Origin of the sequence: Ruthenibacterium intestinale (assembly GCF_040096265.1) — a bacterium.
In the GTDB taxonomy this organism is placed as follows: domain Bacteria; phylum Bacillota; class Clostridia; order Oscillospirales; family Ruminococcaceae; genus Ruthenibacterium; species Ruthenibacterium komagatae.
This window is the reverse complement of record NZ_JBBMFA010000080.1, coordinates 1-25,917: the sequence shown is the minus strand read 5'-3', so window position 1 is coordinate 25,917 and position 25,917 is coordinate 1. Positions and strand designations below refer to the sequence as shown.

The 25,917-nt window shown below is 56.6% G+C and carries 26 protein-coding genes; 15 read left to right on the top strand and 11 right to left on the bottom strand.

What is annotated here, in order from left to right; genetic code table 11:
* The first annotated feature begins 4 nt into the window (after window positions 1-4).
* The gene (locus WMO24_RS06355) at window positions 5-637 is read left to right on the top strand and encodes a PepSY domain-containing protein (protein ID WP_349215484.1); all 633 of its coding nucleotides are present in this window, start codon (window positions 5-7) and stop codon (window positions 635-637) included.
* A 58-nt stretch (window positions 638-695) separates the two neighbouring features.
* On the opposite strand, the gene WMO24_RS06350 is transcribed toward WMO24_RS06355, so the two are convergent.
* Both WMO24_RS06350 and WMO24_RS06345 read right to left on the bottom strand, forming a co-directional pair.
* On the bottom strand, window positions 696-1,421 hold the full coding sequence (locus WMO24_RS06350; protein ID WP_349215483.1) for a YwaF family protein: 726 nt from the start codon (window positions 1,419-1,421) through the stop codon (window positions 696-698).
* Window positions 1,422-1,507: 86 nt separating this feature from the next.
* The gene (locus WMO24_RS06345) at window positions 1,508-2,122 is read right to left on the bottom strand and encodes a TetR/AcrR family transcriptional regulator (RefSeq protein WP_349215482.1); all 615 of its coding nucleotides are present in this window, start codon (window positions 2,120-2,122) and stop codon (window positions 1,508-1,510) included.
* A 118-nt stretch (window positions 2,123-2,240) separates the two neighbouring features.
* Between WMO24_RS06345 and WMO24_RS06340 the strand changes: the two genes are divergently transcribed.
* Both WMO24_RS06340 and WMO24_RS06335 read left to right on the top strand, forming a co-directional pair.
* Window positions 2,241-3,131 carry a DegV family protein gene (locus tag WMO24_RS06340; RefSeq protein WP_349215480.1) on the top strand — a complete coding sequence of 297 codons (891 nt, stop codon included), beginning with the start codon at window positions 2,241-2,243 and terminating at the stop codon, window positions 3,129-3,131.
* Window positions 3,132-3,478: 347 nt separating this feature from the next.
* Entirely contained in the window at window positions 3,479-3,967 is a 489-nt protein-coding gene (locus WMO24_RS06335) for a hypothetical protein (RefSeq protein WP_349215479.1), read from the top strand.
* 79 nt (window positions 3,968-4,046) lie between these two features.
* Here WMO24_RS06335 and WMO24_RS06330 read toward each other — a convergent pair whose 3' ends face one another.
* From WMO24_RS06330 to WMO24_RS06310, 5 genes are all read right to left on the bottom strand, one after another.
* A complete protein-coding gene (locus tag WMO24_RS06330) occupies window positions 4,047-4,934 on the bottom strand; it encodes a diacylglycerol/lipid kinase family protein (RefSeq protein ID WP_349215478.1) in 888 nt (295 codons plus the stop codon).
* On the bottom strand, window positions 4,931-5,401 hold the full coding sequence (locus WMO24_RS06325; RefSeq protein WP_349215476.1) for a GNAT family N-acetyltransferase: 471 nt from the start codon (window positions 5,399-5,401) through the stop codon (window positions 4,931-4,933). Before WMO24_RS06325 ends, WMO24_RS06330 begins: the two co-directional genes overlap by 4 nt.
* A 24-nt stretch (window positions 5,402-5,425) precedes the next feature.
* Window positions 5,426-7,447: an ATP-dependent DNA helicase RecG gene (gene recG, locus WMO24_RS06320; RefSeq protein WP_349215475.1), complete on the bottom strand. Its 2,022-nt coding sequence runs from the start codon at window positions 7,445-7,447 to the stop codon at window positions 5,426-5,428.
* A 73-nt stretch (window positions 7,448-7,520) separates the two neighbouring features.
* Complete coding sequence (locus WMO24_RS06315; RefSeq protein ID WP_349215473.1) at window positions 7,521-9,218, bottom strand: DAK2 domain-containing protein; 1,698 nt, start codon at window positions 9,216-9,218, stop codon at window positions 7,521-7,523.
* A gap of 58 nt (window positions 9,219-9,276) precedes the next feature.
* Entirely contained in the window at window positions 9,277-9,624 is a 348-nt protein-coding gene (locus WMO24_RS06310; RefSeq protein ID WP_349215472.1) for an Asp23/Gls24 family envelope stress response protein, read from the bottom strand.
* A 305-nt stretch (window positions 9,625-9,929) separates the two neighbouring features.
* Here WMO24_RS06310 and speB point away from each other — a divergent pair, with 305 nt between their 5' ends.
* The 5 genes from speB to WMO24_RS06285 all read left to right on the top strand — a co-directional run bounded on the left by speB (window position 9,930) and on the right by WMO24_RS06285 (window position 13,955).
* Entirely contained in the window at window positions 9,930-10,850 is a 921-nt protein-coding gene (speB, locus tag WMO24_RS06305) for an agmatinase (RefSeq protein ID WP_349215471.1), read from the top strand.
* A 112-nt stretch (window positions 10,851-10,962) separates the two neighbouring features.
* The gene (locus WMO24_RS06300) at window positions 10,963-12,015 is read left to right on the top strand and encodes an LCP family protein (protein WP_349215469.1); all 1,053 of its coding nucleotides are present in this window, start codon (window positions 10,963-10,965) and stop codon (window positions 12,013-12,015) included.
* Window positions 12,012-12,185, top strand: a complete 174-nt coding sequence (locus WMO24_RS06295; RefSeq protein WP_349215468.1) for a DUF6472 family protein — start codon at window positions 12,012-12,014, stop codon at window positions 12,183-12,185. Before WMO24_RS06300 ends, WMO24_RS06295 begins: the two co-directional genes overlap by 4 nt.
* Before the next feature lie 167 nt (window positions 12,186-12,352).
* Window positions 12,353-13,369 (top strand): ornithine cyclodeaminase family protein, encoded by a 1,017-nt coding sequence (locus WMO24_RS06290; RefSeq protein ID WP_349215467.1) that lies wholly within the window; start codon window positions 12,353-12,355, stop codon window positions 13,367-13,369.
* Between the two features lie 70 nt (window positions 13,370-13,439).
* A complete protein-coding gene (locus tag WMO24_RS06285; RefSeq protein ID WP_349215465.1) occupies window positions 13,440-13,955 on the top strand; it encodes a cob(I)yrinic acid a,c-diamide adenosyltransferase in 516 nt (171 codons plus the stop codon).
* Window positions 13,956-13,991: 36 nt separating this feature from the next.
* Here WMO24_RS06285 and WMO24_RS06280 read toward each other — a convergent pair whose 3' ends face one another.
* The 4 genes from WMO24_RS06280 to WMO24_RS06265 form a co-directional block, all read right to left on the bottom strand.
* Window positions 13,992-14,558, bottom strand: a complete 567-nt coding sequence (locus tag WMO24_RS06280) for a 6-pyruvoyl trahydropterin synthase family protein (RefSeq protein ID WP_349215464.1) — start codon at window positions 14,556-14,558, stop codon at window positions 13,992-13,994.
* 189 nt (window positions 14,559-14,747) lie between these two features.
* Window positions 14,748-15,527: a YhfC family glutamic-type intramembrane protease gene (locus tag WMO24_RS06275; RefSeq protein ID WP_349215462.1), complete on the bottom strand. Its 780-nt coding sequence runs from the start codon at window positions 15,525-15,527 to the stop codon at window positions 14,748-14,750.
* 127 nt (window positions 15,528-15,654) lie between these two features.
* The gene (locus WMO24_RS06270; protein ID WP_349215461.1) at window positions 15,655-17,079 is read right to left on the bottom strand and encodes a lipopolysaccharide biosynthesis protein; all 1,425 of its coding nucleotides are present in this window, start codon (window positions 17,077-17,079) and stop codon (window positions 15,655-15,657) included.
* Window positions 17,080-17,179: 100 nt separating this feature from the next.
* Window positions 17,180-17,728, bottom strand: a complete 549-nt coding sequence (locus WMO24_RS06265) for a M48 family metallopeptidase (protein WP_349215460.1) — start codon at window positions 17,726-17,728, stop codon at window positions 17,180-17,182.
* 210 nt (window positions 17,729-17,938) lie between these two features.
* Between WMO24_RS06265 and WMO24_RS06260 the strand changes: the two genes are divergently transcribed.
* The 7 genes from WMO24_RS06260 to trmB all read left to right on the top strand — a co-directional run bounded on the left by WMO24_RS06260 (window position 17,939) and on the right by trmB (window position 25,813).
* Window positions 17,939-20,224 (top strand): anaerobic ribonucleoside triphosphate reductase, encoded by a 2,286-nt coding sequence (locus WMO24_RS06260; protein WP_349215459.1) that lies wholly within the window; start codon window positions 17,939-17,941, stop codon window positions 20,222-20,224.
* Between the two features lie 82 nt (window positions 20,225-20,306).
* Window positions 20,307-20,465, top strand: a complete 159-nt coding sequence (gene nrdD / locus WMO24_RS06255; protein WP_349215457.1) for an anaerobic ribonucleoside-triphosphate reductase — start codon at window positions 20,307-20,309, stop codon at window positions 20,463-20,465.
* A gap of 1 nt (window position 20,466) precedes the next feature.
* Window positions 20,467-21,000 carry an anaerobic ribonucleoside-triphosphate reductase activating protein gene (nrdG, locus tag WMO24_RS06250; RefSeq protein ID WP_349215455.1) on the top strand — a complete coding sequence of 178 codons (534 nt, stop codon included), beginning with the start codon at window positions 20,467-20,469 and terminating at the stop codon, window positions 20,998-21,000.
* Between the two features lie 102 nt (window positions 21,001-21,102).
* Entirely contained in the window at window positions 21,103-22,686 is a 1,584-nt protein-coding gene (locus WMO24_RS06245; RefSeq protein WP_349215454.1) for a hypothetical protein, read from the top strand.
* Between the two features lie 20 nt (window positions 22,687-22,706).
* On the top strand, window positions 22,707-23,528 hold the full coding sequence (locus WMO24_RS06240) for a hypothetical protein (protein WP_349215453.1): 822 nt from the start codon (window positions 22,707-22,709) through the stop codon (window positions 23,526-23,528).
* Window positions 23,525-25,096, top strand: a complete 1,572-nt coding sequence (locus tag WMO24_RS06235) for a hypothetical protein (RefSeq protein ID WP_349215452.1) — start codon at window positions 23,525-23,527, stop codon at window positions 25,094-25,096. The genes WMO24_RS06240 and WMO24_RS06235 overlap by 4 nt, the downstream gene beginning before the upstream one ends.
* A 30-nt stretch (window positions 25,097-25,126) precedes the next feature.
* On the top strand, window positions 25,127-25,813 hold the full coding sequence (gene trmB / locus WMO24_RS06230) for a tRNA (guanosine(46)-N7)-methyltransferase TrmB (RefSeq protein WP_349215451.1): 687 nt from the start codon (window positions 25,127-25,129) through the stop codon (window positions 25,811-25,813).
* The last annotated feature ends 104 nt before the right edge of the window (window positions 25,814-25,917 follow it).

Genomic DNA, 25,917 nt, shown 5'->3' with positions numbered 1-25,917 from the left:
CCATATGAAAAAGACAAAAATCGGACTGGTGGCATTGGTATTGGCGGGCGCGCTTCTGGCGGGTTGTGCGGGTTCGACCACGGCTTCCTCGGAATCTGCGGTGGCGCCGGCCGCTTCTCCGTCGGGGACGGTAACGCCCCGCACGGATACACAGAGCACCGCGACTTCCACCGCGGCCTCCGGCAGCATCAGTGAAGAAGAGGCCAAGAAAATCGCTTTGGAGCATGCGGGCCTGACAGAGGCGGACGTGACCTTTGTGCACGTGAAGCTGGACCGGGACGACGGCCGCCTGGAGTACGAAGTGGAGTTCTACAAAGACAGCACGGAATACGACTACGACATTGACGCCAACACCGGGGAGATCCTGTCCTTTGATCAGGATGCGGAATATTATACCCCGGGTCAGGCTCAGTCCGGCGCGCAGTCCGGTCAGATCACCCAGGACGAGGCACTGGCGGCAGCCTTGGCGCACGCGGGCCTTGCACAGACGGACATTTCCCGCCTGAAAGTGGAACTGGACTATGATGACGGACGTTCTGTGTATGAGCTGGAATGGGACGTGGACCGCACGGAATACTCGTATGAAGTAGACGCATCCACCGGAGAGATTCTCAGCTATGAGAAAGAACTGGATTAAATAACGATGCAAAAGCCCCTGCCCGAATTCGGGCAGGGGCTTTTTTGAAAAAAGAAACTCAGGCGGCACGCTTTCTCCGCGCGGCCTCCAAAGGAAGATACATGACGGCCCACACCAGCGCGATCAAAACGGGAAGCGCCAGCAGGTAGCCGGGATTTCCCAGAATACTTTCCGCCCAGGCCAGCGGATTTCCGGACCCGCCGTTGTTCAGAAACATAAAATTGGTACAAAGTTTTTTGTTTAAAACAAAAATCACGCATACAATGGCCAGCGAGGGGAATATCGCCGGCTTGAGGCGGGAAAAATGAGGGCGGTATCCGCCGCACAACAGTAAAATGGGGTACAGTGCCAGCAGAATGTGGGCCGAGAAGCTGTGAATGCACATCAGGTTCCAGGCGGGCAGCGAAGACCAGGACGGGAACAGAAGCGCGGCCAGCGCTCCCGGCAGACACAGCGCATACAGAAACTCGCTTTTTACGTCATCGGGCCGCACAATATGAGCAAGAATCACAAAGATGTTGATGCTGCACAGATGAAATGGTAAAAACGCCCATTCAAACCGGCCCGTGGCAAGTGTGGAAAGGTCTTTTGCCAGTTCGTCACAAATCAGCAGGATCCCGATCAGAATCCGCAGCCGGCGGCGCGCGGTTTCATCTGCGCCGCGGTACCAGCGCCCCGCGAGAAAGAAAAGAATCGCCGCCGCAGCCAGCCAGCAAAGGTGCGTTGCAGAGAACAGAGAAAATCCGTTTCCGGGTGCAATGGTACTGGAGGTCTCCCAAAACATAAGAAACCAGCCTCCTGTCACAACAGTTTCGAATTATTCTTATTATACCATTCCCCGCGGCGCGGAACAGATTTGTGAAAAAACTTTTACAATTTGCCCGCCTGTTTCTCCGCCTGAAAGATGCCCTCAAAAAAGCGGTAATCCTGCTCCAGCTTTTCAAGAAGCGAATAACTTCCCCGGTTGATGGTCCAGTCCACCACAACGCCCCGGAAATGGCGGAATAAAAACTGAGCGATCCATTCCGGCGTCTGGATGGGCAGCAGTTTGTGCTCACATTCTGCGTCTGTCAGACATTTCAGCAGCGCGCGCAGAGTAAACCGGCGCGAGTCCATGGACTGAAAAGACGGCGCCCCCATTCGCTGCTGGTAATAGCGGGCGACCAGTTCCCATCCAAGGTCTTCCATAAAGGAAGCATAATTCCACAAAATCAGCCGAAGCCGTTGTTCCGGTGGGTCGTTCTCGTGGCCGCGCAGCGCGTTTTCCATGCAGGCATCCAGCGAGGCAAACCCGCGGCTCAGCAATTCGTCCTTGGAGCGGAAATGATGGTAAAATGCCCCGGTGGTAATGCCCGCCTTTTTGCAGATATCCCGCACCGAAACCTTGTCAAAGGTTTGTTCGCGGGAAAGCTCCATCGCTGCCCGCAGGATGGCCTGTTCTGTTTCATGCGCCTGAAGCCGGCGGCGTTCCGTGTATTCGTTCATGAAAATTCCCCTTTCGCTTATTGACAGTAACGCGGGAAAATTTTATAATAACAATCACATAACAATGTTATGTGATATGGAATGGTTTGATATATTATAGTAAGGTAAGGTGGTTTGTTTGTCAACTGAAAAAGCACGTTTCGCCCACAATCCGGAAAAAATTGCACTTTTGACGGATTCGTGTGCGGATTTAAGTGAAAAACAGCGAAAAGGCAAACCCATCTTTGTGGTGCCGCTGAAGATCCGCTGCGAAGACGGAGAATTTTCCGACGGCGTAGACATTTTCGCCCAGGATATTTACCGCCGTCAGTGCGCAGGCGAGATGCCCCGCACTTCGCTGCCCGACGGGGGTGAAGTGGATGCGGTGCTGGACCAGATCGCGGCGCAGGGGTATAAAAAAGTGCTGGCAGTTCATCTGTCGGGGGGACTTTCGGGGACTTATAACCTGATCCGCCTGCACGCCCAGGAGCGGACGGATTTGGAAGTGCGCGTGTTTGATTCGCAAAGCGGCAGCCTGGGCATCGGCAGCACGCTGCTGCAGGCTTGGGAAGACATTCAGGGCGGCATGAGCTGGCAGGAGCTGGCGGACCGCCGTGTGCCGCGTCTTCTGGAGAACACGATCCCCTTCTTTTCGGTGGATACGCTGGAGTATCTGCAGAAAGGCGGCCGCATCGGTAAGATCACTGCGGTGGCCGGTACGATGCTGAACATCAAGCCCATCATCGGCTTCTCTTCGGACGGTCAGCTTTCCAGCGTGGCCAAAGTGCGCGGCCGCAAAGCAGTGCAGCCGAAACTGGTGGAAATGCTGCAGCGGCATGCGGGCGTCCACACCCGTTACAACCTGGCGGTGGCCAACGGCGGAGCCCCGCAGGAGATGGCGGAACTGGCCAAAAAGGTGAAGGCTGCTTTCCCCCGGCCCGAACATTTCTGGGAAGGGGAAATCGACGCCACGCTCAGCAGCTACATTGGCGCGGGCGTGCTGGGAGCCTGCATTCAGTTTTTGGATTGAGTGACTTTGTCACGGTGCATGGCGGGAAAAACAGATACAATCAAAGCATCGAATTCCACAGGAGAATCAGGAAGCGAGGGCTTTGTATGAACGGTACTTTTTGGGATATTCTCGCACAGCTGCTCTGGGGCAGGCGCCAGCCGGTACCAGTTCCGGTGCGGGTGCGCCGTCGTTGAGAACGGTGTTTCCCTCAGATAACAGAATTAAAACAAAACATCCTGCGCAGAAGACTCTGCGCAGGATGTTTTTCTTTCAGGATGGATTTCTGTTTCGCTTTATGCTAAACTTGTGCTCAAAGAATCCGGCTGCCGCAACGGACAGCGGGGAATCGGGGAGAGAAACATACAATGAAAACAAAAGTGGCTGCGCTGTTCGTCCTTCTTGTGCTGGTCCTGGCGGGGTGCGGAAAAGCAGAGCCGGAACAATTGCGCGTTTATTCTTTCAGCGGAGAAAATGAGCAGTTTTCCATTTCCAACGGAGTGATCGTTTTAAGCAGCGAAGAAACAGTGTTTTACGGGGGAATTTTGACCCCCAAAGAACTCTTTCCGGCTGAGGTCACTTCCTGTTCCGCGACATTTTGCTGGGGATCCGGTGGGGAAGAGCAGGTCCTTCTGTCCCATTCAGTGGTGGACCAGACGGGCGCTTGCGTCAATGTCGCCGGAGACCTGGGAAAAATATCCGGACCCGATGCGGTTTGGAAAACGGAGTTCGATCCTTTGGCTGAGCCGCTGTATTTTAAACTGGTTGCAACGGATAAAAGCGGAGAAGAATTTGTGTATCAGCTGCCGCTTTCAGTGACGGAGATTACATCGCAGGGCGCGTCATCTGCCGCTTGATGTCATGGGCACGGCAGCCCGGCGCCTTTTCAAACAAAATAAAAGGAAGGGCACGGTCCAAAAGCCGTGCCCTTCTTTTTTAATCATTCACAATCAGGCGGAAGGCATGGTGCATGTTGACGATTTCCACCTGTTCCATACCCGGTGCATACTCTCCGTCCAGCGTCCAGTCCGGCGCGCCGGGCGTGTGGAACATCACCCGATTGGTGCGGAAAAATTCCACCATGGGTGTGTCGTATCGCTGCTGATTCAGCTTCCACAAACAGTCGTTCAGCTCCAGCAGGTTGGCGGGCTGCTTCAGCAAAATCACCTCAAACTGCCCGTCGGAGAGATCCACCACATTGGGGTCCAGCTTCAGCAGACCGCCCACGGAAGTGGAATTACACACCGCACCGAACAGATAATCCCCTTCCAGTGATGTCTCCGCGCTCTCCACACGGATGTGGCGGGGTTTCAGATCGCCGATGTCCCGAATGCCTTCCAGAATGTAGGCAAAATGCCCCAGAAGATTTTTCATGTGCTGCGGCGTGGCGTAGGAGACCCGGGTAAAGGCCCCGAAAGAGGCAATGTATGAGAAATAACGGTCTCCGAACTTGCCCGCGTCCAGCAGCTGCACACGGCCGTCCATAATGTCCCGGGCGGCTTCAAGAATATCCCGGGAGAGATGAAGACTGCTGGCAAAATCGTTGGTGGAGCCGCAGGGAATGTAGCCCACAGGCGTTTGGCACCCGGCTGTGATCAGACCGGTCAGAACTTCGTTCAGCGTACCGTCGCCGCCCGCGCATACCACCAGGTCCACCTGTGAGCCGTAGGTTTGGGCCAGCCGTGTGGAATCGCCCGGTTTATGGGAAACGAAGGTCAGCGGTTCATAGCCTCGCTCGAAGAACAGTGCCAAAATGTCGGCCAGATATTGTTTTCCCTGTTGGGTACCCGCATAGGGGTTCATCAGCATCAGAAGTCGCTTCATAAAATTTGTTCCATCCCTGTTTTCTGGGGCTTCAGCCCGCATTTTTCATAAAAGGCCTGCGCGGATGTGTTACAGCTCCACACATTCAGCGTCACATTGTAGCATCCGCTGGCGCGGGCAAATGCCACCACGTGGTCGTACAGCGCGCGGCCAATGTGCCGGCCTCTGCATGCTCCGTCCACACACAGATCGTCAATATAAAGGGTTTTCACATCGGTCAGAATGTTGTCGCCCACATGCTGCTGAAAGATGCAGAAGGCGTATCCCAGCACCCGGCCGGTTTCGTCCGCTGCCACAAAGACGGGGCGTGTGTCGTCCAGAAAAATGGTTTCCAGCTGGGCGTGGGTGTATTTTCGGCCGCCCTGCTTGAACAGGTCGGGACGGCCTTCATGATGAAGTTGATTCACCTGGAACAGCAGACGGTCTACATCGGGAATGTCCGCTGCACAGGCTCTTCGAATTTCCATTATGACATGTCTCCTTTGTCAGATTCAGTTGAGGGCTGTCTGTTCCCGGAACAGCCCCTCGGCCAGTGCGCGCAGGCCGGCGTTTTCCGGTTGGCGCAGACCGGGGTCCGCGGCCACCAGATCAATGGCCTCCTGCTGGGCGGCGTACAGCGCCTTGGAGTCCGCCATCAAATCGGCAATGTGCAAACTGGGAAGACCGTGCTGCCGGCTGCCGAAAAAGTCGCCCGGGCCGCGCGTCTCCAGGTCGAACTTCGCAATGGCAAATCCATCGGTGGTGTGACACAAAAAAGAAAGACGCTTTTTCACTGCCTCGCCGGTGTGATCGCTGATAAGAATGCAGTACGCTTCTCCCTTGCCGCGCCCCACGCGCCCCCGCAGCTGGTGCAGGGCGGACAGACCGTAGCGTTCGGCGTTTTCAATGACGATCAGATTGGCGTTTGGCACGTCCACACCCACCTCGATCACAGTGGTGGAAACCAGCACGTCCAGTTCGCCGTCTTTGAACTGCTGCATCACGGCGTTTTTCTCCGCCGCCTTCAACCGGCCGTGCATCAGCCCTACCCGATAGCCTTCCAGAAGCGGACGGGCGGTCTCTTCATAATAGGAAGTCACCGACTGCATATCGGTCTCACTTTCGTCGATCACAGGGCATACAATATAGGCCTGGCGGCCGGCCGCCAGCTGTGCTTTCAGAAACCCATACATATCCGCGCGCTTTTTGCCGGTGATGGCATAGGTTTTGACGGGGGTCCTTCCGGGCGGCAGTTCGTCCAGAATGGAGATGTCCAGATCGCCGAACATCAGAAGCCCCAGCGTGCGGGGAATGGGGGTGGCACTCATGACCAGCAAATGCGGATGGTCGGCTTTTCCGGCCAGTGCTGAGCGCTGGCGAACCCCAAAGCGGTGCTGTTCGTCCGTTACGGCAAAGCCGAGCTTCCGGAACTCTACATCCGGCCCCAGCACTGCGTGGGTACCCACAACCAGATCGGCTTCGCCCTCTGCAATGGCTTTGCGCACTGCTTTTTTTGCGGCGCCCTTGACGCTGCCCGTCAACAAAGCCACTCGCACGCCCAGGGGCTCCAGCATCCGCCTCAAGGTTTCGGCATGCTGGGCCGCCAGAATTTCCGTGGGGGCCATCAATGCGCTTTGGTACCCGTTTTTCCACGCGGCGTAAATGCCGGCGGCAGCTACCAGCGTTTTGCCGCTGCCCACATCGCCCTGTAAAAGCCGGTTCATTGGAGAAAGTTTGTTGAAATCGGCCAGGATCTCCTGCGCGGCGCGTTTTTGAGCGCCTGTGGGAGAAAAGGGAAGCGACGCCCAGAAAGGCTGGAGGTCCACCGGTTTCATGGGGGCGCCGGTCAGGGTGGCGTCCCGGCTGCGCAAAAGCAGCAGCCCCAGCTGAAGCGCCAGCAGTTCTTCAAAGATCAGCCGCCGCCGTGCACTGGCAATTTCTGCGGTGCTGCGCGGAAAATGAATCATACGCACAGCGTCTGCCTTGGGGCACAGCCGGTATTTTTGCAGCATCCAGGCCGGAAGAGGCTCCGGAATGTCCGGTGCGGCGGCAAAGGCGGTCCGCATGCACTTGGCCAGGTAATTGCTGTTGATTCCTTCGGTCTGGGGATACACCGGCACCAGAGGCGTGGCACTGGCGGCTTCTGCGGTCAGCATTACAGGGTTGACCATCTCCCTCTGTGCGAATCCACCGCCCACTTTTCCGAAAAAGCAGTATTCTGTGCCGACTTCCAATTTTTGAGAAATATACGGATTGTTGAAATATACAAGAGATAAACCGGCGGTATCGTCTCCGGCCAGGATTTTGACCATTTGCTTGCCGCCCCGAATTCGGGTGAGGGCGCCCTTGCCGTATACGGTAGCACGGACGACACATTTTACGTCATAAGGCGCGCTGGCAACCGGGTATGGGCGGGAGTAGTCCACATAGTCCCTGGGATAAAAGCCCAGCAAATCGTCCACGGTGAAAATTCCCAGTTTGGCCAGCTGTGCGGCCCGTTTTTCGCCTACGCCCTTGAGATAACGGATGTCCATGCCGGCCCTCCCTTCGATTTACGAAAAAGCGCCGCCACTTTGGCGGCGCTTGGCAGTTTTGCAGAGCAGAGAATTACTCCACGCTGATGATGTAGTAATAAACGGGCTGACCACCCACCAGGTGCGTGACCTCGATGCCGGAGGGGCACTTGGCCTGAACCATCTGTGCGGTGCGCTCCGCGTCCTCTTCGCTGACATCGCAGCCGGAGATCACGGTCACAAAGCTGGTGTCTTTTTTGCACATGCTGCGGGCAAGGCGATAGGTGGTCTTGGTGATGTCGGTGCCGGTGGCGACCAGCTTTCCGTTTTCCAAAGCCAGGATCTCGCCCTTTTTGATCTTCTTGCCGTCAAAGTCCGAATCGCGCGCAGCGAACGTCACAAGGCCGGTGGCCACATGGTCGGCGGCCTGCATCATGTTCACATTGTTCTCGTCCGCGGACAGGGACGGGTCGAAGTTCAGCATGGCGGTGATGCCCTGGGGAATGGTGCGGGTGGGCAGCACTACGATGGCGCGGTCAGCAATCTTTTTGGCCTGCTCCGCCGCCATGATGATGTTTTTGTTGTTGGGAAGAACGAATACGGTTTTGGCGGGCACGCTCTGAACGGCGGCCACAATGTCTTCGGTGGCGGGGTTCATGGTCTGTCCGCCGGACACAACGGCATCCACACCCAGATCGGCGAAGATGGCCTTCAGTCCGTCGCCCGCGGCTACGGCCACAAAGCCGAAGTCACGGCTCTGGTCCACGGCGGCGTAAGAGAACTCATTGGCGGGAGAATCGGCTTCCGCCTGAGCCTGTTTGCGCAGGCCGGCACCCTGTTTCTGACGGGCCAGGAACTGCTCGTGCATGTTTTCGATTTTGAAGCTGGTCAAATAGCCGTACTGAAGCGCATGGCTGATGATCTTGCCCGGGTCCTGGGTGTGCACGTGGCAGTTGATGACTTCGTCATCCTCAATGACGACCACGCTGTCGCCGTTGGACTCCAGGAAGGCACGCAGCTTGTCGCTGGACGCATTTTCGTTTTTGTTTACCAGGAACTGGGTGCAGTAACCGTTCACGATGTCTTCCACCGTCATCAGATCATCGGTATACACGCCTTTGTCCGCGCCGTCCGTAGACAGCTTCGCCTTTTTGGCGGGAGCTTCTTCCAGCTGGATGAACTTGCCGTCCCGCATTACGCTGAGCATGCCCAGGAAAATGCACATCAGGCCCTGGCCGCCCGCGTCCACCACGCCGGCTTTTTTCAGCACGGGCAGCTGGTTGGGGGTGTTGTCCAGCGCCGTCTGCGCGGCGTTGCAGATCAGCTCCCACATCTGGGCGGCGGTCATGGCGGAAGCATCCGCCTTGGCGGCCTCTTCACTGGCCACACGGGCCACGGTCAGCATGGTGCCCTCGGTGGGCTTCATCACTGCCTTGTACGCGCCTTCCACGCCCTTTTGCAGAGCGGCGACCAAGTCGGCGGCGCTGGCGGTTTTCTTTTCTTTCAGAGCCTTGGAAAAGCCGCGGAACAACAGGCTGGAAATGACGCCCGAGTTGCCGCGCGCGCCGCGCAGCATGGCGCTGGCCACCACTTTGGATGCGGTTTCCACCGTGCAGTCGTCTGCCAGGCTTTCCAGTTCCGCCCGGGCGCTGCCGATGGTCATGCTCATGTTGGTTCCGGTATCACCGTCCGGAACGGGAAAAACGTTCAATTCGTCCACGCGAGCGCGCTGGTTGGCCAGGTTGTTCGCGCCGGAGAGAATGCTGTCTCTGAGAATTGCGCCAGTAATCATGCTATTTCACCTCAAAAAAATGTCGGCCTTTGCCGCAGATACCCCGCCCGGGCGAGGGTCAGACGATATCGTCCACGCACACGTCGATGCGGCGCACTTCCAGAGAAGTTGCGCTTTCCACGGCGTATTTTACTTTGTGGGTGATGCTGCGCACAATGGCAGCAATGTTCAACCCGTAGGTCACTTTGATATGCAGCTCGATCACAAGCTTGCCGTCTTCCTCGGTCACGCGCACACCCTTGTCGGGAAAATCGCTGCCCAGGAACAGTGTTTTGAAACTGTCGGATTTGCCGCCTGTGGCCATGCCGCAGACGCCGTAGCAGCTTTGCGCAGCTGCGCCGACAAGGCCCGCAAAGTATTCATTGGTCATACATACTTTGCCCAGGGGATTGTAGAACTTGATCAAAACCGCTCCACTCCTTTTCCATCCGGTTTCAACGCCCTTTTCAGGCGTAATTCATCCTATATTATACAATAAGAGGAGTCTTTTGTACAGCTGATTTTTTCTTTTCACCTTTTTTAAAAAGGTTGTGCGAAAACCGCTTGCACTGCTATACTATATTTATTCATCCGGGCGGCAGCGCAGGCCGGTGTGAAACAGGCGCAAGTTCGCCCTGATTGCATTTTGCGCGCTTTGAACATTCATTATTCCGGACACAGCAGAATGTGTTCCGGCAGGACCGGAAGAGGAAAGAAGAAAGGAAGAGCAATATGGCGAACAAACAATCACTGGCCGGTGACCCGGGCATTTGGGCCGGGCTCAATCATCCGGAACTTTCTGCACAACAGGCCGATGTGGTGGTATTTGGCGTTCCTTATGACGGCGGGGTCAGCTTCCGCGCCGGCGCGTGCGAGGCACCGGCGGCACTGCGCGGCATCACCTATACCATTTCGCCCACGACCGAAGATTTCCGCGACTTTTCTTCGCTGAAGGTCAAGGATCTGGGTGACTGCACCGGCAGCAGGGAAGAGATGTTCGCCCAGGCGCAGGCCATGGCTGCGCAGGCGGTCAAAGCGGGCCGCTTTTTTACAATGATCGGCGGCGACCATTCCACTACCATTCCGGTACACCGGGGAATCGACGAGGCGGTGGATACGGATTTCGGCATTCTTCATTTTGACGCGCACTTTGATTTGTGCGATGAAATGCATGGCGACAAGCTGTCTCATGGTTCCACCGAACGGCGGGCGGTGGAATTGTCCCATGTGCGGGACAGCGACCATCTGTGCTTTGTGGGAATCCGTTCCATTGAGTCCGATGAACTGGAATACTTCCGCACCCATAATATTCAGGTGGTGTCCGCAGCGGACGTGGATCACATGGGTGTTGCCGCGGCACTGGAGAAAATCGTGTCGTTTTTGGGGCGTTTTGAAAAAGTATACATCACGCTGGACATCGACTGTCTGGACCCGGCCTATGCTCCGGGCACGGGCACACCGCAGTTTGGCGGTCTCTCTGCCCGTCAGTTGCTGGATCTGCTGCGGGGCGTGTTTGAACACTTGAATGTGATCGGTATGGACGTGGTGGAGGTGGCTCCCAGCCTGGACCCTGCCCAGACGGCGCTGTTTGCCGCCCGCAAAATCGTGACGGAGTGCTGGGCGCATCACTATTTCAAAAACATTGCCCGTTGAAGAAGACGGTATTTTTTTCATACAAGTTTAACAAATCCGTGGTATAATAAAGCGTTATCCCGCTCAGGCGGGACGGTTTCAGAAAGCCTGATAGATCCGGAGGAAACTGAAAATGAAAAAGAAGCTTTCCAAGCGTGCGAAGATCGCATTGATCGTTCTTGCGTCCGCGCTGGCGCTGCTGCTTCTTGTGGTGGTGGCCGGTGTCATTTACATCAACAGCAAAATGAGTATGCTCTCCCGCCCCACATCGGGCAGCTACAGCATTGCGGAATCCATTCCGGAGGACGAGGAGCTGTCATTTGAGCATCTGGACCTGGACTATATTGATGTGATGGAGAACGGCGGAAACATCGCGCCGCCGGAGGGTGACGTCAACGTTCACGAGGATATTACCAATATTCTGCTCATCGGTTCGGACGAGCGGGAGGAGAACAAGTCGGACACCGGCCGTGCAGACAGCATGATGCTGCTGTCCATCAACAGCAAGGACAACACCTGGAAGCTGGCGTCTTTTGAACGCGGCGTGGGCGTGTCCATTCCCAACCATGGCGATGACTGGCTGACGCATACGTATGCATACGGCGGTCCCGAACTGCTGTTAAAAACGCTGCGCGATTATTATAAGGTGGATGTGAGCAAGTATGTGCGTGTGAACTTCACCGTATTTGAAGAGGGAATCACCGATATCGGCGGTGTAGTGGTGGACCTGAGCGAAGAAGAGGCTGCGTACATGAATGATATTGCCGGCGAGGACAAGTGGGAAGCCGGCGAGGCGCGCCTGGACGGTCCCACCGCGCTGGTGTACGCCCGCATCCGCCATTTGGACAGCGACTGGAAGCGTGTGGAGCGCCAACAGGAAGTGATTCAGGGTGCAGCCGACCAGATCGCGACCCTGAGTCCGGCCAAAATCAACCTGATCGCGGACAAGCTGCTGCCCATGATTGAGACCAACCTGACCAACGGCGAATTGTGGCAGCTTGCGTTCAAGATGCCGGCTCTGCTCACCAGTGACGCGGACCAGATCACCGTTCCCGACCAGGACTACTGCTGGGGCATCAACCTGCCTTCGGGCCGTTCGGTGATCGGCTGCGATTTTGAAGAGGAAGCTGCCCGCCTGGATGCCTTCCTGACAGGGGAAACCTACGTGAGGGAGTCTGAATCATGACCAGCTGCGAATGGTGCCTGAATTATGTGTGGGACGAGGAGTACGGCATGCGGGTGTGCTGTGTTCCTTTGGACGAAGACGAAATGTGTGACTGCCTGGGTGGCCGCACGCGCGAATGCCCGTTTTTTCAGATGGATGATGAATACAAAATCGTCCAAAAGCAGAACTGAACCGACGCCCTCTCAGCAACGGATGCAGGAGAGGGCGTTTGTTTTGCAATTTATTGAATAAATATTCATAATTTACTTGATTTTATGAATTTGGGTGCTATAATGGGAGTTGCTGAAGACAGCAGCTCCCGCTGTGAACGGGGCAGAAAGAAGCAGAGGTGTTGGAAATGGTACCGGAAATTTTGTTTTTAAAGCAGGAAGACGTCATTCAGGCGGGCCTGTTGGATATGAAAAAAATTCTGGAGGCGACGGAAAAAACCTTCCGTCTTTTGGGAGAGGGCAAGGTCAGCAATCCGCCAAAAGTGCAGCTGCGCATGCCGGAAATGGATGCAGATGACTGGGATTCCTACTGCATGTCCATGCCTTCCTATATTGGAGGAGACGAGGACGTGGTCGGCTTCAAATGGGCGTCGGAGGCCAAGGCGAACCCGTCCAAGGGGTTGCCCTACGGCGTGGACATTGTTGTGCTCAGCGATCCGCACACAGTGTTCCCCAAAGCAATTCTGGACGGAACCATCACAACGGCCATGCGCACCAGTGCGGCGGCCGGCGTAATGGCCAAGTACAACGCACGCAAAAATTCCAAAGTGGCGGCGTTGTTCGGGGCAGGCGTGATCGGCCGCACCATGATTATGGCCATGATGGAAGTGCTGCCCGGCCTGGAGACCATTTATATGGTGGATCTGGACGAGAAAAAAGCGCAGGCTCTGGCGGACGAATTCAAAGGAACTTACCATGTGGTGCCCTGCACCGATGCACAGACCGCTTTGAAGGACGCGGATGTTGTGGTCACCGAGACCACGGCTGCGAAGCCCTTCCTGAAAAAAGAGTGGATCAAGTCCAATGCCACGGTCATTCAGATGGAGGCAGCCTCCTATGAAGAGGACGTGCTGACCGGTGCGGACAAAATTTTTGTGGACAACTGGGCGCAGCTTTCTCATTACAACGGCACGCTGGAAGGCAAGCTGTACCATGAGGGCCGGCTGAATCAGGAAGACGTAGTGGAGATGCCCCAGATGGTAGTGGAGAACCTGGGCCGTGAAAATGACGACGAGTTTATTTTCTGCGGTACGCTGGGGGTTGGCTCCGTGGACATCCTCATTGCAAACATGCTGTACAAAGAGGCGCAGAAGCTGGGGCTCGGCACCAAGCTGACGCTGTGGGATAATCCTCTTTGGGTTTAAAAATCTGGGCGGGGTCTTTCGGGATCCCGCCTTTTGTGGTATGATGCGGTAAAAAGGTTGGAGGTGCCGTATGGAACAGCAGGGAAAAATCCATTTGTATTGGGGCGAGGGAAAGGGAAAGACCACAGCGGCCATGGGGCTGGCGCTGCGGGCGCTGGGCAATGGCCTGTGCGTCACTGTGGTGCAGTTTTTGAAAGGCGCTCCCACCGGTGAAATCGGCTTGCTGGAGCAGCTGGGCGCGGCTGTGTACCGGGGAAAAGCCGGGCAGAAATTTGTATTTCAAATGACAGAACAGGAAAAGGAAGAGACCGCCCGTATGCAGACGGAACATCTGCGCCGGGCGCTGGAAGAACCGTCCGATGTGCTGATTCTGGACGAGGCCTGCGCTGCCTGTGCCCTTCATATGGTGGACGAATCCCTCCTGCGCGAGGCGGTCCTGGACCGTCCCTTTTCCCGGGAGGTCGTCCTGACCGGCCGTCAGCCCGCAGACTGGATGCGGGAGGCTGCGGATTATTCCACCGAGATGCGCTGCCATCGCCACCCCTATGAACAGGGGCTCGCCGCCCGGCCGGGCATTGAGTTTTAAAACAGAAAAGCCGCCCTCTCGGGGCGGCTTTTTTCTTTACGGTTTGCGGTATCCGCATTTGGGGCAGACGCCGTTTTCATTCAGCGCAATGCCGCACAACGGGCAGCGCTCTACTTCCAGATGCGGTTCGTATTCCTGCGAAGCCATGTTCACACCACTGGAGAAGGTGAGCTTCACAATGTTCAGCTTATCTTTCAAAAGCTCGTAAACGATTTTGATCATGCCCTCTACCGTCATGGTTTCTTTGGTGACGACCAGGCGGCATTCGGGGTAAGCAGTGGCCAGTTCTGTCTGGAACGCAGGCCCTTTCATCACATTGTTCGGGGCTCCGTCTTTGATGCCCTGCTTTTCGTAGACGGCAAGTACCGCCGGCAGCAGGGGATCATCCTCCCGCAGGATCAGGGCGTGGTCGAAATTTTTCAAAACTTCCCAGGCGGTCTTCTGGATCTCGTTGCAGGGGAATACCATGTTGACGCCAGGATTGACCGAGCCTTCTACTTCGATGGTGAGAACTCCGGTGTGTCCGTGAAGATACTGGGCTTCGCCTTTGAAGCCGTAAAAACGGTGGGCGTACTGCAGATCAAGTGTTGTGATGCTTCTCATGGTTTTATCTCCTTCATCGTTTAAATTTATGGGATCAGGCACCCACATGCGCCGAAGTCCTTCCGGCTGGTTTTGCACTGGAAGAATTTCCTATTGATAATATTATATCCTTATTGATATTAAATGTCAATAACAAAAATATTTTTTCTCGTGAAAAAGCGCCGCATCCAACCGGATGCGGCGCTTCGATCAAGCCGAAAACTCTTTATGGGGTTGCCTTTTCAACAGAAAAACGACCAGTGCCACAGTCAGGACTGTAGTGCACAGCGTCCAGAGCTCGGTGAGAGGAAGACTGGTCCAAACGCCACACTGATACAATGCGGCGCCCGCATTACTCAAAGCGTGCAGCCCTACGGACACCCAGTAAAACCAGTGGGAAATACGTTTGGTCACCACCATCCAAATCAGAACAGACAGAGCGATGTGCAGGCAGATGGAGATCAGCCGTTCCGCGCCGCTCCACAGGAAAGCAGTGGAGGGAGTGGAGGAAAAAACATCTATCTGCGCCTGCGTCAGCCCGGAAGCCAGATCGGCGCCGTGGTTCAGGGCCAGTACCAGAACCAAGCTGGCAACCAGATTGATTCCCACCATCACAACGGCTTCAAAGCCGCCGTGTCCGATGCCGTATCCCAGGCCGGTGACAAAATCGGGGTCTTTGCGGCACAGCCATTTCAGGCCCAACAGGCGGGCGGTCTCTTCAAACAGGCCGGATGCCAGACAGCCGTACAGCACATAGGCGGCCGGCAGAAAAGGAAGGGCCGGGAAAAGAGAAAACACCACCTGGTGCAGCAGAGTTTCCAAAACCATGACGCTCACGAAAAAGCAAAGTGCACCCACAGCGGCAGCTTTCGGCCCACGGCCGAATCGCACACGGCATCCGATCAGGAGCGCAACAGGCACCAGAATGGAAAGACAGGCGCTGACGGCGATGCACACAATGGTGAGCATGGGAACAGGTGTTTGTGTCATGAAAATCTCCTCACTTTACTTTGATGGACATCTAAATAATATATCTGCATCATACGCCCGGCAAAGGGAAAAGTCAATGCCGGCATGAAAAAAGCGGAGCCGTTCGGCTCCGCTTGAAAACAGATGCTCAATGCCGGGCTTTCCGGCGCTTGCCCATGGCCAGGATATGCTTGGCTGTGTCCCACAGACTGCTGAAGCTGAGAATGGCCATCAGCAGCACGCACAGGCTGCACCACAAAGGCCACAGCGGGGTGTCGGTCAGCATCCAGTAGCTTTCAAATCCCATCAGGGCAAGATTCAGGAACAGCACAAAGGGGGCAAAATCCACCCGGATCAAGCCGCGGGTGTTGACGGCCCGCAGAAGGAAAACCACAAAATAGCTGGCAAACGTGGCGAAGGCCGCGCCCTGCACGCCCCACCGCGGAATCAAAAGACCGTTCAGAATCAGGTTCAGCACGGCGCCCACCGCCATGGTGATCAGGCTCAGGCCCGAGCGTTTTTCCGCCATGTAAATGCTGTTCAAGAAGTTGTCGAAGCTGGAAAAAACCGTGGCAAAGGTGAGCAGAGGAATGTAGATCCAACCGGCATAAAACGCATCGGATACATACACTTTCATAATGGGCTGGCACAGCAGAATAATGCCGGCGCCCGCCAGGAACATCACGCTTTGATAGGCGTTCCACACACGGCTGAAAAACTCCTCACGTCCGGCGCGCGTGCCGTCGGTAAACGCGCTGATCTGCCATGCCTCGGTAAACAGGGTGGCCACGATGGTCAAAAGCGTGGGCAGGCGATAGCTGGTGGCAAACAGGCCGTTCACCTCGCTGCCCAACATGCTGGTGATGAACAGTTTGTCACTGGTGTTTGTCACCCACCAGAAAATGCTGGCGGAGATCAAAGGAACCGAGTAGCGAAGCATCGTCTGGAACAGTCGGGTGTCGATGCGCCGGAACCGGATGTATTTCCAGATGCGGGAGACAAAGAACAGAAACAGTGCGCTGGAAGCATCGGAGCAGATCAGCGCGAGAATCAGTCCCGTGGCGCCCAGATGGAATCCGGACAGGAACAGAACATTGAAAAACAGGTTGGCAATGGTGCACAAAATGCCGTCAATGGCATACAGCCGCACCATTTCCCGGGCGCGTACAAACTGGCAGTTCAGCGTGCGCAGGCAGCTGGTGAATACAAAAATCAGCAGCAGCGGCCAGTAGTCGCCGATGGTGCCGCCAATGAACGGCACAAGATCCAGAAGCGGGGTCAGAATCAGCAGGATCATAAATCCCAACAGCAGGGACAAAAGACCGTTGGTGTACAGACTGCGTTTGTTGATGCCCTTTTCCAGGCCGAAGCGGATGATGGCGTTGGAGATACCCAGACTCACAATGGGGATGAACACGTTGCCGATGGCAATGATCGCGTCCATACTGCCGTATGCACCGGTGCCCATCATGTGAGTGTGATAGGTGGTCAGAAAAAAGTTTAAAATTTTGGACGAAAAGGTGCTGATCGCAAACAGGATGGTGTTGGAAACAAGCCGCTTATACTTATCCAAACAGGAACCTCCTTGGTTTGATTGCCCGGGAAGGGCCGAAACATCTTAAATAAGTAATATACCCGTTTTCACCGGCGATTGCAATGAATTTTTGACGCAATCAACTTTTTAAAAGGGCCCGGCGCTCCCGGTAGTCCGGCATGAAGCGCTCGACCACGGCCCAAAATGCCGGGCTGTGGTTCAGCTGCAGGAAATGTGCATACTCGTGCAGAACCACGTACTCCACGGCCCGCCGGGGTTTTTCCGCCAGGCGAAGCGCCAGTGTGATGCGCCGCTTGGCCGGGCAGCAGACGCCCCAGCGGCTTTTCATATCCCGCACCTTCAAAAGAGGAGGCTGATTTTGCAGAACGTCCGCAAACAAGGGAAAAATCTCACGGCTGACAGCTTCAAACAGTTCCAGAGCCTCTTGGGGTGAAACCGTGCAGGGCACAAGATCTTGTGCTTTTCGCTCCAGAATTTTCCTCTTGGCACGGCTGATCCATTCCGCCCGGCTGTCCACAAAGGCGTCGATTTCAGCAACAGGAACAAAAGAGGGGGCCGAAACAGCGGTGTTTCCGTCCGCGCGGATGCGCAGATTCAGGTTTTTTACCCGCTTTCGAGTCAGTTCATAGCATACGCCGCCAGGGGTGCGGCGCTGTTGTGATCGCATATTGTCACACTTCCCAAATTCACGTGAGTTTATTATATCAATGTTCGTCACCTTTGGCAAATTGGACAAAAAAACGCAAATTTTTTTACGTTCCTTTTGCTTGACATCCACAATATCTAGTGTGATAATAGAACGCGGATTCAAGATTTAGCGAACGGTCTGGGGCGTCACCCCGGGGGATTCCGGCGCGAGATAAGGAGATAAAAAACCATGATTAAAAGCATTGTGAAGCGCGACGGCCGCGTGGTGCTGTACGACGCAAGCAAAATTGCATCTGCGGTTCTGCGCTGCCTGCAGGCGGCAGGACAGGGAGACGCCACCGTTGCCGCGAACGTGGCCAACGCAGTGGAAGAGGCGCTGGAAAAAGAGTGTGGAAACGAACCCCCGCAGATTGAACAGATCCAGGATGCCGTTGAGCAGGAATTGATGCACGCCGGCATGGAAGAAGCTGCCAAGCAGTACATTCTGTACCGCGCCGAGCGCACCCGCATCCGCGAGGCCAAAACCAGCCTGATGAAATCCATTGACGAGATCACCAATGTGGATGCCCGCATCAGCGACATGAAGCGCGACAATGCCAACATCGACGGAAACACGGCCATGGGCTCCATGCTGCAGATCGGTACGGCCGGCGCCAAGGCGTACAATGCCGCCTATCTGCTGACGCCCGACCAGGCCCGCGCCTATCGCGAAGGCGATATCCATATTCATGATTTTGATTTCTACGCGCTGACCACCACCTGCTGCCAGATCGACCTGGTCAAGCTGTTCAAAGGCGGTTTCTCCACCGGTCACGGCTACCTGCGTGAGCCGCAGGGCATCGGCAGCTATGCGGCGCTGGCGGCCATTGCCATTCAGTCCAACCAGAACGACCAGCACGGCGGCCAGGGCGTGCCCAACTTCGATTACGCCATGGCACAGGGCGTGCGCAAGACCTTTGCCAAAAATTATGCCGGCAAGCTGCAGGAAGCACTGGAAGATGTTCTGGACACCGATGACGAGTCCGTGCTGACGCAGGCGGCCATTGCCGCCGGTACCGAAGCCACCGGCGAGGAGCCCCGGCTCCAGTCGCAGGCTGCCACCTTTGATGCGGCTGCCGCGCAGCAGCTGGTGAAGGACGGCCGTCTGGATAAGGAAAAGGCAACGCATGTGGTGCGCCATGCCCGTCACCGTGCCGAGAAAGCCACCGACCGTGCCACTTATCAGGCCATGGAGGGCTTTGTGCACAATCTGAACACCATGCACTCCCGTGCGGGTGCGCAGACGCCGTTCTCCTCCATCAACTACGGCACCGATACCTCTCCCGAAGGCCGCATGGCCATCCGCAACATCCTCATGGCTGAGGACGCGGGCCTGGGCAACGGCGAGACTCCCATTTTCCCCATTCATATCTTTAAAGTAAAAGAGGGCGTCAACTACAATCCGGGCGATCCCAACTACGATCTGTTCGAATTGTCCTGCAAGGTCAGCGCCAAGCGTTTGTTCCCCAACTATGTCTTTTTGGACTCGCCCTTTAACCTGCAGTATTACAAACCCGGCCATCCGGAGACAGAGGTGGCGACCATGGGCTGCCGCACCCGCGTGATGTCCAATGTGTACGACCCGGAGCGGGAGATCGCCTATTCCCGCGGCAACCTGTCCTTCACTTCCATCAACCTGCCCCGACTGGCCATTGAGAGCCACGGCGACGAAAAGCTGTTCTACGAGAAGCTGGACGCCATGATGGAACTGGTGGCACAGCAGCTGCATGACCGCTATGAGATCCAGGCTTCCAAGCGTGTGTACAACTATCCGTTCCTGATGGGTCAGGGCGTGTGGCTGGACTCCGACAAGCTGGGCCCCAACGACGAAGTGCGCGAGGTGCTCAAACATGGCAGCCTGTCCATTGGCTTCATCGGCCTGGCCGAGACGCTGACTGCGCTGTACGGCCATCATCACGGCGAAAGCGACGAGATGCAGGAAAAAGGCTTGGCCATTGTGCGCCACATGCGCGAGTTCTGCGACAAAAAGGCCGCTGAGACGCATTTGAACTACGGTTTGCTGGCAACCCCGGCAGAGGGCCTGTCCGGCCGCTTCATCCGCATGGACCAGAAGCGTTACGGCAAGATCCCCGGCGTCACGGACCGCGAGTACTACACCAACTCGTTCCACATCCCCGTGTGGTACCCCATTTCCGCTTACGATAAGATCCACAAGGAAGCGCCGTATCACGCGCTGACCAATGCGGGTCACATCAGTTATGTGGAGCTGGACGGTGACACGGCCAACAACGTAGAGGCCTTTGAGAGCGTGGTGCGCTGCATGCACGATGCGGGCATCGGCTACGGCTCCATCAACCACCCGGTAGACCGTGACCCCATCTGCGGGTATGTAGGTGTCATCGGCGAGGTTTGCCCCCGCTGCGGCCGCCGTGAAGGCGAGGCACTGAGCCAGGAGAAGGTTGACGAGCTGCGCAAACTGTATCCGGAAGTGACCACTTTCTGCGGCTGTGAATAAACAGGTACTTGCAAACTATTCTAATTTGGTATACAATAAACACAACATTACATAGATAAGCGAGAGCTTGGGAGGAAACAGTATGGCTATTCAGACGAACCGTGAAGCAAAATATGGCAAAGACGTGGGCTTTGAGCGCATCCGCCGCATCACCGGCTATCTGGTCGGCACCATGGACAAATGGAACGATGCCAAAAAGGCTGAGGAGCGCGACCGCGTGAAACACGGTCTGTCTCACTGATATGGGACAGGTGCTGAACCTGGCGGGCATTATGGAAGATTCCATTGTGGATGGGCCGGGCATCCGCACCGCCATTTTTGCCCAGGGCTGCCCCCGCCGGTGCGAGGGCTGCCACAACCCGGAAAGCTGGCCGTTCGGTACAGGAAAGGATGTGCCGGTGGAAGAGCTGTTCGCCCATATCAAGGCAAGTCCTTTGGTGCGGGGCGTCACGTTTTCCGGCGGAGAGCCTTTCTCTCAGGCCGAGGCATTTGGCGAACTGGCCCGTATGCTGAAGGCAGCCGGGTATGAGGTCGCCAGTTATACCGGCTATACCTTTGAGCAGCTGCTGGAGGGAACACAGGCCCAGAAAGATCTGCTCGCACAGCTGGATATTCTGGTGGACGGAGAGTTTGTCCTGGCCAGGCGCAATTTGGACCTGCGCTTTCGCGGGTCAGAAAACCAGCGCATTCTGGATGTGCCCAAAAGCCTGGCGGCCGGCAGTGCCGTCTGGTGTGAAGCCGAGCGCTGGACCGGCGGAACACATCCCCATGCATAAGATGAAAAAAGGGCGGGCCCCCGAGGGGTCCGCCCTTTTTTGCGCCTTGCACAGGCCGATGGCGCATTGTATAATATGTGTCGGAAAAGAGGGGAACCTGGCATGAAGAGGTCGTTTTTTCGCCGGTGCGCCGCGTCTTTGGCGCTGCTGGCGTTTTGTGTGTTTGGGGGCACATGCGCTTTGGCGCAGAACGAAGAACAGGAAATTGAAAACATTCGCATTTTGATGCCCACCCTGTCGGATGGGACATCCCTGCTGACAGGCCCTTCGGTGGAAGAAGACGGCACGGTGTTGCTGCGCAGCGATCGGTCCGGCAACTTTACGTTCGAAGAGGAAATCGATGCGGCGTGGTTCGATTCACCCATCAATGTAGGGGTTAAGGGCGGTGCTGCACCGGAGATGCGCGCGGTGTTCCCGCAGGTCAGCAATGCGCGCGTTCCCATGGTGGCACAGGCGGACGAGTCCGGTGTGACCTTTGCCGCTCCGGCGCAGGGGTCTGTGGTGCACGTGAAAATTTCATTTCAAAACGTGCAGCAGTATCGCTACCTGTACGATGCCGCCCGAATAGAGACGCCTTATGTGGCCATGGACGGCACCATCGAGGTCGAGGTGCGCATGACCGTTGACCGCGTTCTGGAATATGAGGCGCCGCCTCAGGTTTCGACGGATGAAGAGATGTGGGCCTATACGCGTGGCATTTATGACCGCGAGTGGGCCCGGATCGAACCCAGAGAGCTGGTTTACCGTGCCACATATCACAACTCTCCCGTAGGCGTTGGAGTATCCGGCGCCAATGGTCAGTCGGTGGAACCGGTTCGGGGCATTCCCGCCGGCCTTTTGCTGATGGGGACAGAAAGCGATGAGGGCGATTTGTGTACGGTGGAGTTCGATGACAGCACCCAGCGCCTGGATGCAGCCGACACGCCGTCTTTTTCACTTTTCGTCACGCTTTATCTCGAGGTGATCGACTGGAACGAAGCCACCACCCATGCGGGTCCGGTGGCGGCTACGGCGGCCGGAGCCACTGCTTTGGGCTTGGGCGGCAGCGCGGTGGCCAATGCACTGGCGCAGACGGATGCGCTGCCCGCGCGCAGGGAGGAACTGGAGGAGGACCTGCCGCAGCAGAACGATTCCGGAGATCCGCCGGATCTGCCGCAGGAGGACAGCCCGCAGGTAAGCCTGTCCCTGTACAAGCCCTTCGAAGACCTGATCAATACCAAGGGCGCCGCAGTGGATATTCAAATCACCGTCAGCGGGGGCGAGGGCCTTCGCTGGCACTATCTGCCCACGGCTGTGTGTCCGGGCGGGCTGAGAGCGGTGGTGCCCACGGTGGTGGGAACAGGAAGTGAGAGCACCCTGGTGCTGGGGCTGACAGGCGCGCCCATGAAGCAGGCGCACTGCCCGGTATTTGTGACAGTGATCGCCTGGGCGGCGGGGCCGGACGGCAAAATACTGAAAACCAGCGGCACCATGGAGCTGACACTGCACCGGGGCGGTCTGGAGGCGGAGCGCAAACCGGACGGCACATTGGAAGTGGTCAGCTATGCGGACGGAAACCTGAACGGACTTGCGGAAAAACGGGTGCTGAAAGAGCACGAGTATACTCTGGCGAAAAACAGCGACGGCACCATCACCGTGCAGGCGGCGGAAAAACGACTGGGCAGCTGTGTAATGCGGAACGAATAAGAAGGATGAAGGGGAAAACGATGGGGAATCTCAAACAGCGAAGCGCCCGTGAATGGGGCAGATATCTGTGGACTTTAGTGCGGAACAGTCTGGCGCCCACGGCATTGATGGCGCTGTTCTGGCTTCTGCTGGGCTGGGTGCGCGCAGCCGGTGTGCAGTGGGTGATCCTGTGGCCGTTGAATTTCTTGACCGGCGCACTCAGCGGTCTGGAAGGCAGCGCGCTGGGCGGAACGATCGGCAAGGCAATTCTGCTGGTGATTTTCAACAGCTTTTTTCGCGGCATCGTGGTCCGGCGCAAGGGCGATGAGCGGCGGCGCGTCCACTTTTTGGAAGAATTGAAAAAGGAGAGCGTGTCCACTGTGCTGGCGCGCATTCCCCAATATGGCAATCTGCGTCTGCTGACCGGCGATCGAACTCCTCTGATGCTGGGTTGCGGCTTGCTGGGCGTAGGAATTGCGCTGGCGTCGTATCCCTTTTTGACCGGAAACGGAAGTCTGGTCAACAGCATGGTGTGCGTGGCGCTGTTCCTCAGCGTAGGCAAGCAGATTTCCAAACAGCGCGGCCTGCTCATCACTCTTTTGAACATCGTGCTGGCGCGCAAGGCGCTGCGCACGGTGAACCGGAGCGCGGTGGACCGTGTGTTCGCGGGCTTCGCCGTCGGCATGGCTGCGGCAGTGCCCGTTGCCGCTGTGCGGGCTGTCCCTCTGGTGGGTGGTGCGCTGTGGATGCTGCTGGCACGGGTCCTGCCCGGGGCTCTGATTTTGGCCGGTGTGGGATGCCTTGGTTGGACATTGTGGAAAGCGCGGCAGATTCAGCCGGCGGGTCAGGGGGCAGGCAAATGAAGCAATCGGTTTTGCGGCGGTGCGCCGCGGTTGTAATTTTGCTGTCCTTTTGTGCGTTGACCGGTGCGTGCGCTTTTGCGGACGGCGGAGAAGAAAAAATCAACAGTGTGCGGATCGCAGCGCCTGCTTCGGTGAGCGAGAGCATGCAGCTGACCGGCCCGGATGTGGATGCGGACGGTTCGGTTTGTTTGCAGGAGGGCAAGCGGGTCAGTTTTACACTGGAAAGCCCGGTGACCATGGATACCAGCGGGATGTATCCTTTCGAGGGCGGCATGTGGCAGGGTGCGGCTTTTTTTGACCTGGTGAGCGTCGAGCAGCAGGTTGCTTTTTATTCCAATCGCTGGTTGTTGCTGTCTTCGGACGAAAGCGGCATGCTGGCCGGTTTGCCGGACAATGCGGCAGGCACCCTGCGCATTGCGTTTGAAAACGTTCAACTGCTCGCTGTGGACCAAATCGAAGATACCGGTGATTTGTTTTTTACCATGGATGGCACCTGTCAGATTGAGGTTCGTTTTCCTGTGACGCGGACGGTGCAGCGTCCGCCTTTTGAAAATACGCAATCCTATCGGGAGGAGACCAGCAGCCTTCTGCAAAGTGCGCCGGTTCAGCAGCAGCCGTATTCGGAAGCGGTGTTCCGGGCTACCATGCAGGGCCAAATGGGAAGCGCGCGGAACAGCAGTTTTCCTGCGGATGCATTCTATTATGCGTTTTCCACCGTCCATTCGCTGGAGGGGAAAACTTGGAATGCGGAACTGGAATACGATGGCCGAATTCAGAAAATAGAAGCGGGTGAAGACCTGCCCTGGGGCTATGAAGTAGATGTACTGCTGAACATTACGGACTGGGGGCATGTGTCCACCGGCGGCGGATCTGTGGTCGCCACTGCTGCAGGCGCCACGGCTCTGGGCTTGGGGGGAACTGCTGTGGCCAATGCACTGTCTCAGCCGGACGCTCTGCCTGCGCGCCGGGAAGGACTGGACGGAGATTTGCCGGAAGAGGAAGGTTCCGGAGAACCGCCGGAGCTGCCCCGGGAAGACAGCCCCAACGTCAGTTTGTCTCTGTATAAGCCCTTTGGAGATCTGGTGAATACCAAAGGTGCCGCATTGGACGTTCAAATCACGCTCAGCGGCGGAGAGGGACTTTCGTGGCATTTCCTTCCCACGGCAATCTGCCCGGGCGGGTTGCGCGCGGTGATTCCCACGGTGGTGGGAACGGGCAGCGACCGCATGCTGGTACTGGCGCTGACGGGCGCTCCCATGAAACAGGCGCATTGTCCGGTCTTTGTAACGGTGGTAGCCTGGGCAATGGATACGGATGGCCAGCTGCTGAAAACCAGCGCGACTATGGAACTGACATTGCATCGGGGCGGGCTGGAAGCCAAACGGCAGCCGGACGGGAAGCTGGAAGTGGTCAGCTATTCCGACGGCAATTTGGATGGCCTGGCGGAAAAACGGGTGCTGAAAAACCGGGAATATACCCTTCGTATGGAAGCGGACGGTTCCGTGACGGTGCAGGCAAACGAAAAGCGCCTTGGCAGCTGCACCCTGCCGCCGGAAGAAAACAACTGATTTCCACTATCAGGAAAGGAACGATTTTTTATGCGAATGCGTTTTAAACCCTATGCAGGTCCGGAACTGCGGGCCTGTCCGTTTCACGTCAATGAACCCATGGAGCAGCGGGGGAAATGGAACGGACTGTTTGCCCGTCCCGACCAACCCCTGCATCTGGAACTGGGCTGCGGAAAAGGCGGCTTTTTGGCAAAGCTGGCTGTGCGGAACCCGCAGATCAACTATGTGGGCATCGACCTGACCGACAAAGTTCTGATTCTGGCAAAGCGGAACATTGACCGGGAGTACGCCCAGGCGGGCCGCCCGGTGGACAATGTGCTGATCCTGACCCATGACATCGAGCGCATCCCCTCGATGCTCTCCGGTGCCGCGGGCGACCGGGTAGAGCGGATCTATATCAACTTCTGCAATCCCTGGAACAAAAAGGCGGGGCACAAAAAGCACCGCCTCACCCACACCAAGCAGTTGCTTTTGTACCGGGAGTTCCTGTGTGAAAACGGGGAGATCTGGTTCAAATGCGATGACGAGGATCTGTTTGAAGATACGTTGCTGTATCTGCCCGCTGCGGGTTTTGAGATCACCTGGATGACGAGGGACCTCCACGCTGATGAGCCGGACTGGAACATCCGCACGGAGCACGAAAATATGTTTACGGAAATGGGAATCCCCACAAAGGCACTGATTGCCCGAAAGGTTTCGCTGCCACAAGAACTGTAAAAAAGCGCGCACGTTTTGAACGTGCGATGCAGGGTGGGGAGCATCACTATTTGGCGGTGGCTGTTTTTCTCTTGTATTTGGCTTGATATGCCATGCAGTTATTA

Bases quoted from the DNA above. Each gene is read 5' to 3' on its own strand.
- WMO24_RS06355 (WP_349215484.1), top strand. From the start codon at position 5: ATGAAAAAGACAAAAATCGGACTGGTGGCATTGGTATTGGCGGGCGCG.
- WMO24_RS06330 (WP_349215478.1), bottom strand. From the start codon at position 4,934: ATGAAGCGACTTCTGATGCTGATGAACCCCTATGCGGGTACCCAACAG.
- WMO24_RS06240 (WP_349215453.1), top strand. From the start codon at position 22,707: ATGGGGAATCTCAAACAGCGAAGCGCCCGTGAATGGGGCAGATATCTG.
- WMO24_RS06235 (WP_349215452.1), top strand. From the start codon at position 23,525: ATGAAGCAATCGGTTTTGCGGCGGTGCGCCGCGGTTGTAATTTTGCTG.
- WMO24_RS06300 (WP_349215469.1), top strand. From the start codon at position 10,963: ATGAAAAAGAAGCTTTCCAAGCGTGCGAAGATCGCATTGATCGTTCTT.
- trmB (WP_349215451.1), top strand. From the start codon at position 25,127: ATGCGAATGCGTTTTAAACCCTATGCAGGTCCGGAACTGCGGGCCTGT.
- WMO24_RS06315 (WP_349215473.1), bottom strand. From the start codon at position 9,218: ATGATTACTGGCGCAATTCTCAGAGACAGCATTCTCTCCGGCGCGAAC.
- WMO24_RS06265 (WP_349215460.1), bottom strand. From the start codon at position 17,728: ATGCGATCACAACAGCGCCGCACCCCTGGCGGCGTATGCTATGAACTG.
- nrdD (WP_349215457.1), top strand. From the start codon at position 20,307: ATGGCTATTCAGACGAACCGTGAAGCAAAATATGGCAAAGACGTGGGC.
- WMO24_RS06345 (WP_349215482.1), bottom strand. From the start codon at position 2,122: ATGAACGAATACACGGAACGCCGCCGGCTTCAGGCGCATGAAACAGAA.
- WMO24_RS06275 (WP_349215462.1), bottom strand. From the start codon at position 15,527: ATGACACAAACACCTGTTCCCATGCTCACCATTGTGTGCATCGCCGTC.
- WMO24_RS06335 (WP_349215479.1), top strand. From the start codon at position 3,479: ATGAAAACAAAAGTGGCTGCGCTGTTCGTCCTTCTTGTGCTGGTCCTG.
- WMO24_RS06285 (WP_349215465.1), top strand. From the start codon at position 13,440: ATGGAACAGCAGGGAAAAATCCATTTGTATTGGGGCGAGGGAAAGGGA.
- WMO24_RS06325 (WP_349215476.1), bottom strand. From the start codon at position 5,401: ATGGAAATTCGAAGAGCCTGTGCAGCGGACATTCCCGATGTAGACCGT.
- recG (WP_349215475.1), bottom strand. From the start codon at position 7,447: ATGGACATCCGTTATCTCAAGGGCGTAGGCGAAAAACGGGCCGCACAG.
- WMO24_RS06245 (WP_349215454.1), top strand. From the start codon at position 21,103: ATGAAGAGGTCGTTTTTTCGCCGGTGCGCCGCGTCTTTGGCGCTGCTG.
- WMO24_RS06295 (WP_349215468.1), top strand. From the start codon at position 12,012: ATGACCAGCTGCGAATGGTGCCTGAATTATGTGTGGGACGAGGAGTAC.
- WMO24_RS06350 (WP_349215483.1), bottom strand. From the start codon at position 1,421: ATGTTTTGGGAGACCTCCAGTACCATTGCACCCGGAAACGGATTTTCT.
- WMO24_RS06280 (WP_349215464.1), bottom strand. From the start codon at position 14,558: ATGAGAAGCATCACAACACTTGATCTGCAGTACGCCCACCGTTTTTAC.
- WMO24_RS06260 (WP_349215459.1), top strand. From the start codon at position 17,939: ATGATTAAAAGCATTGTGAAGCGCGACGGCCGCGTGGTGCTGTACGAC.
- WMO24_RS06290 (WP_349215467.1), top strand. From the start codon at position 12,353: ATGGTACCGGAAATTTTGTTTTTAAAGCAGGAAGACGTCATTCAGGCG.
- nrdG (WP_349215455.1), top strand. From the start codon at position 20,467: ATGGGACAGGTGCTGAACCTGGCGGGCATTATGGAAGATTCCATTGTG.
- speB (WP_349215471.1), top strand. From the start codon at position 9,930: ATGGCGAACAAACAATCACTGGCCGGTGACCCGGGCATTTGGGCCGGG.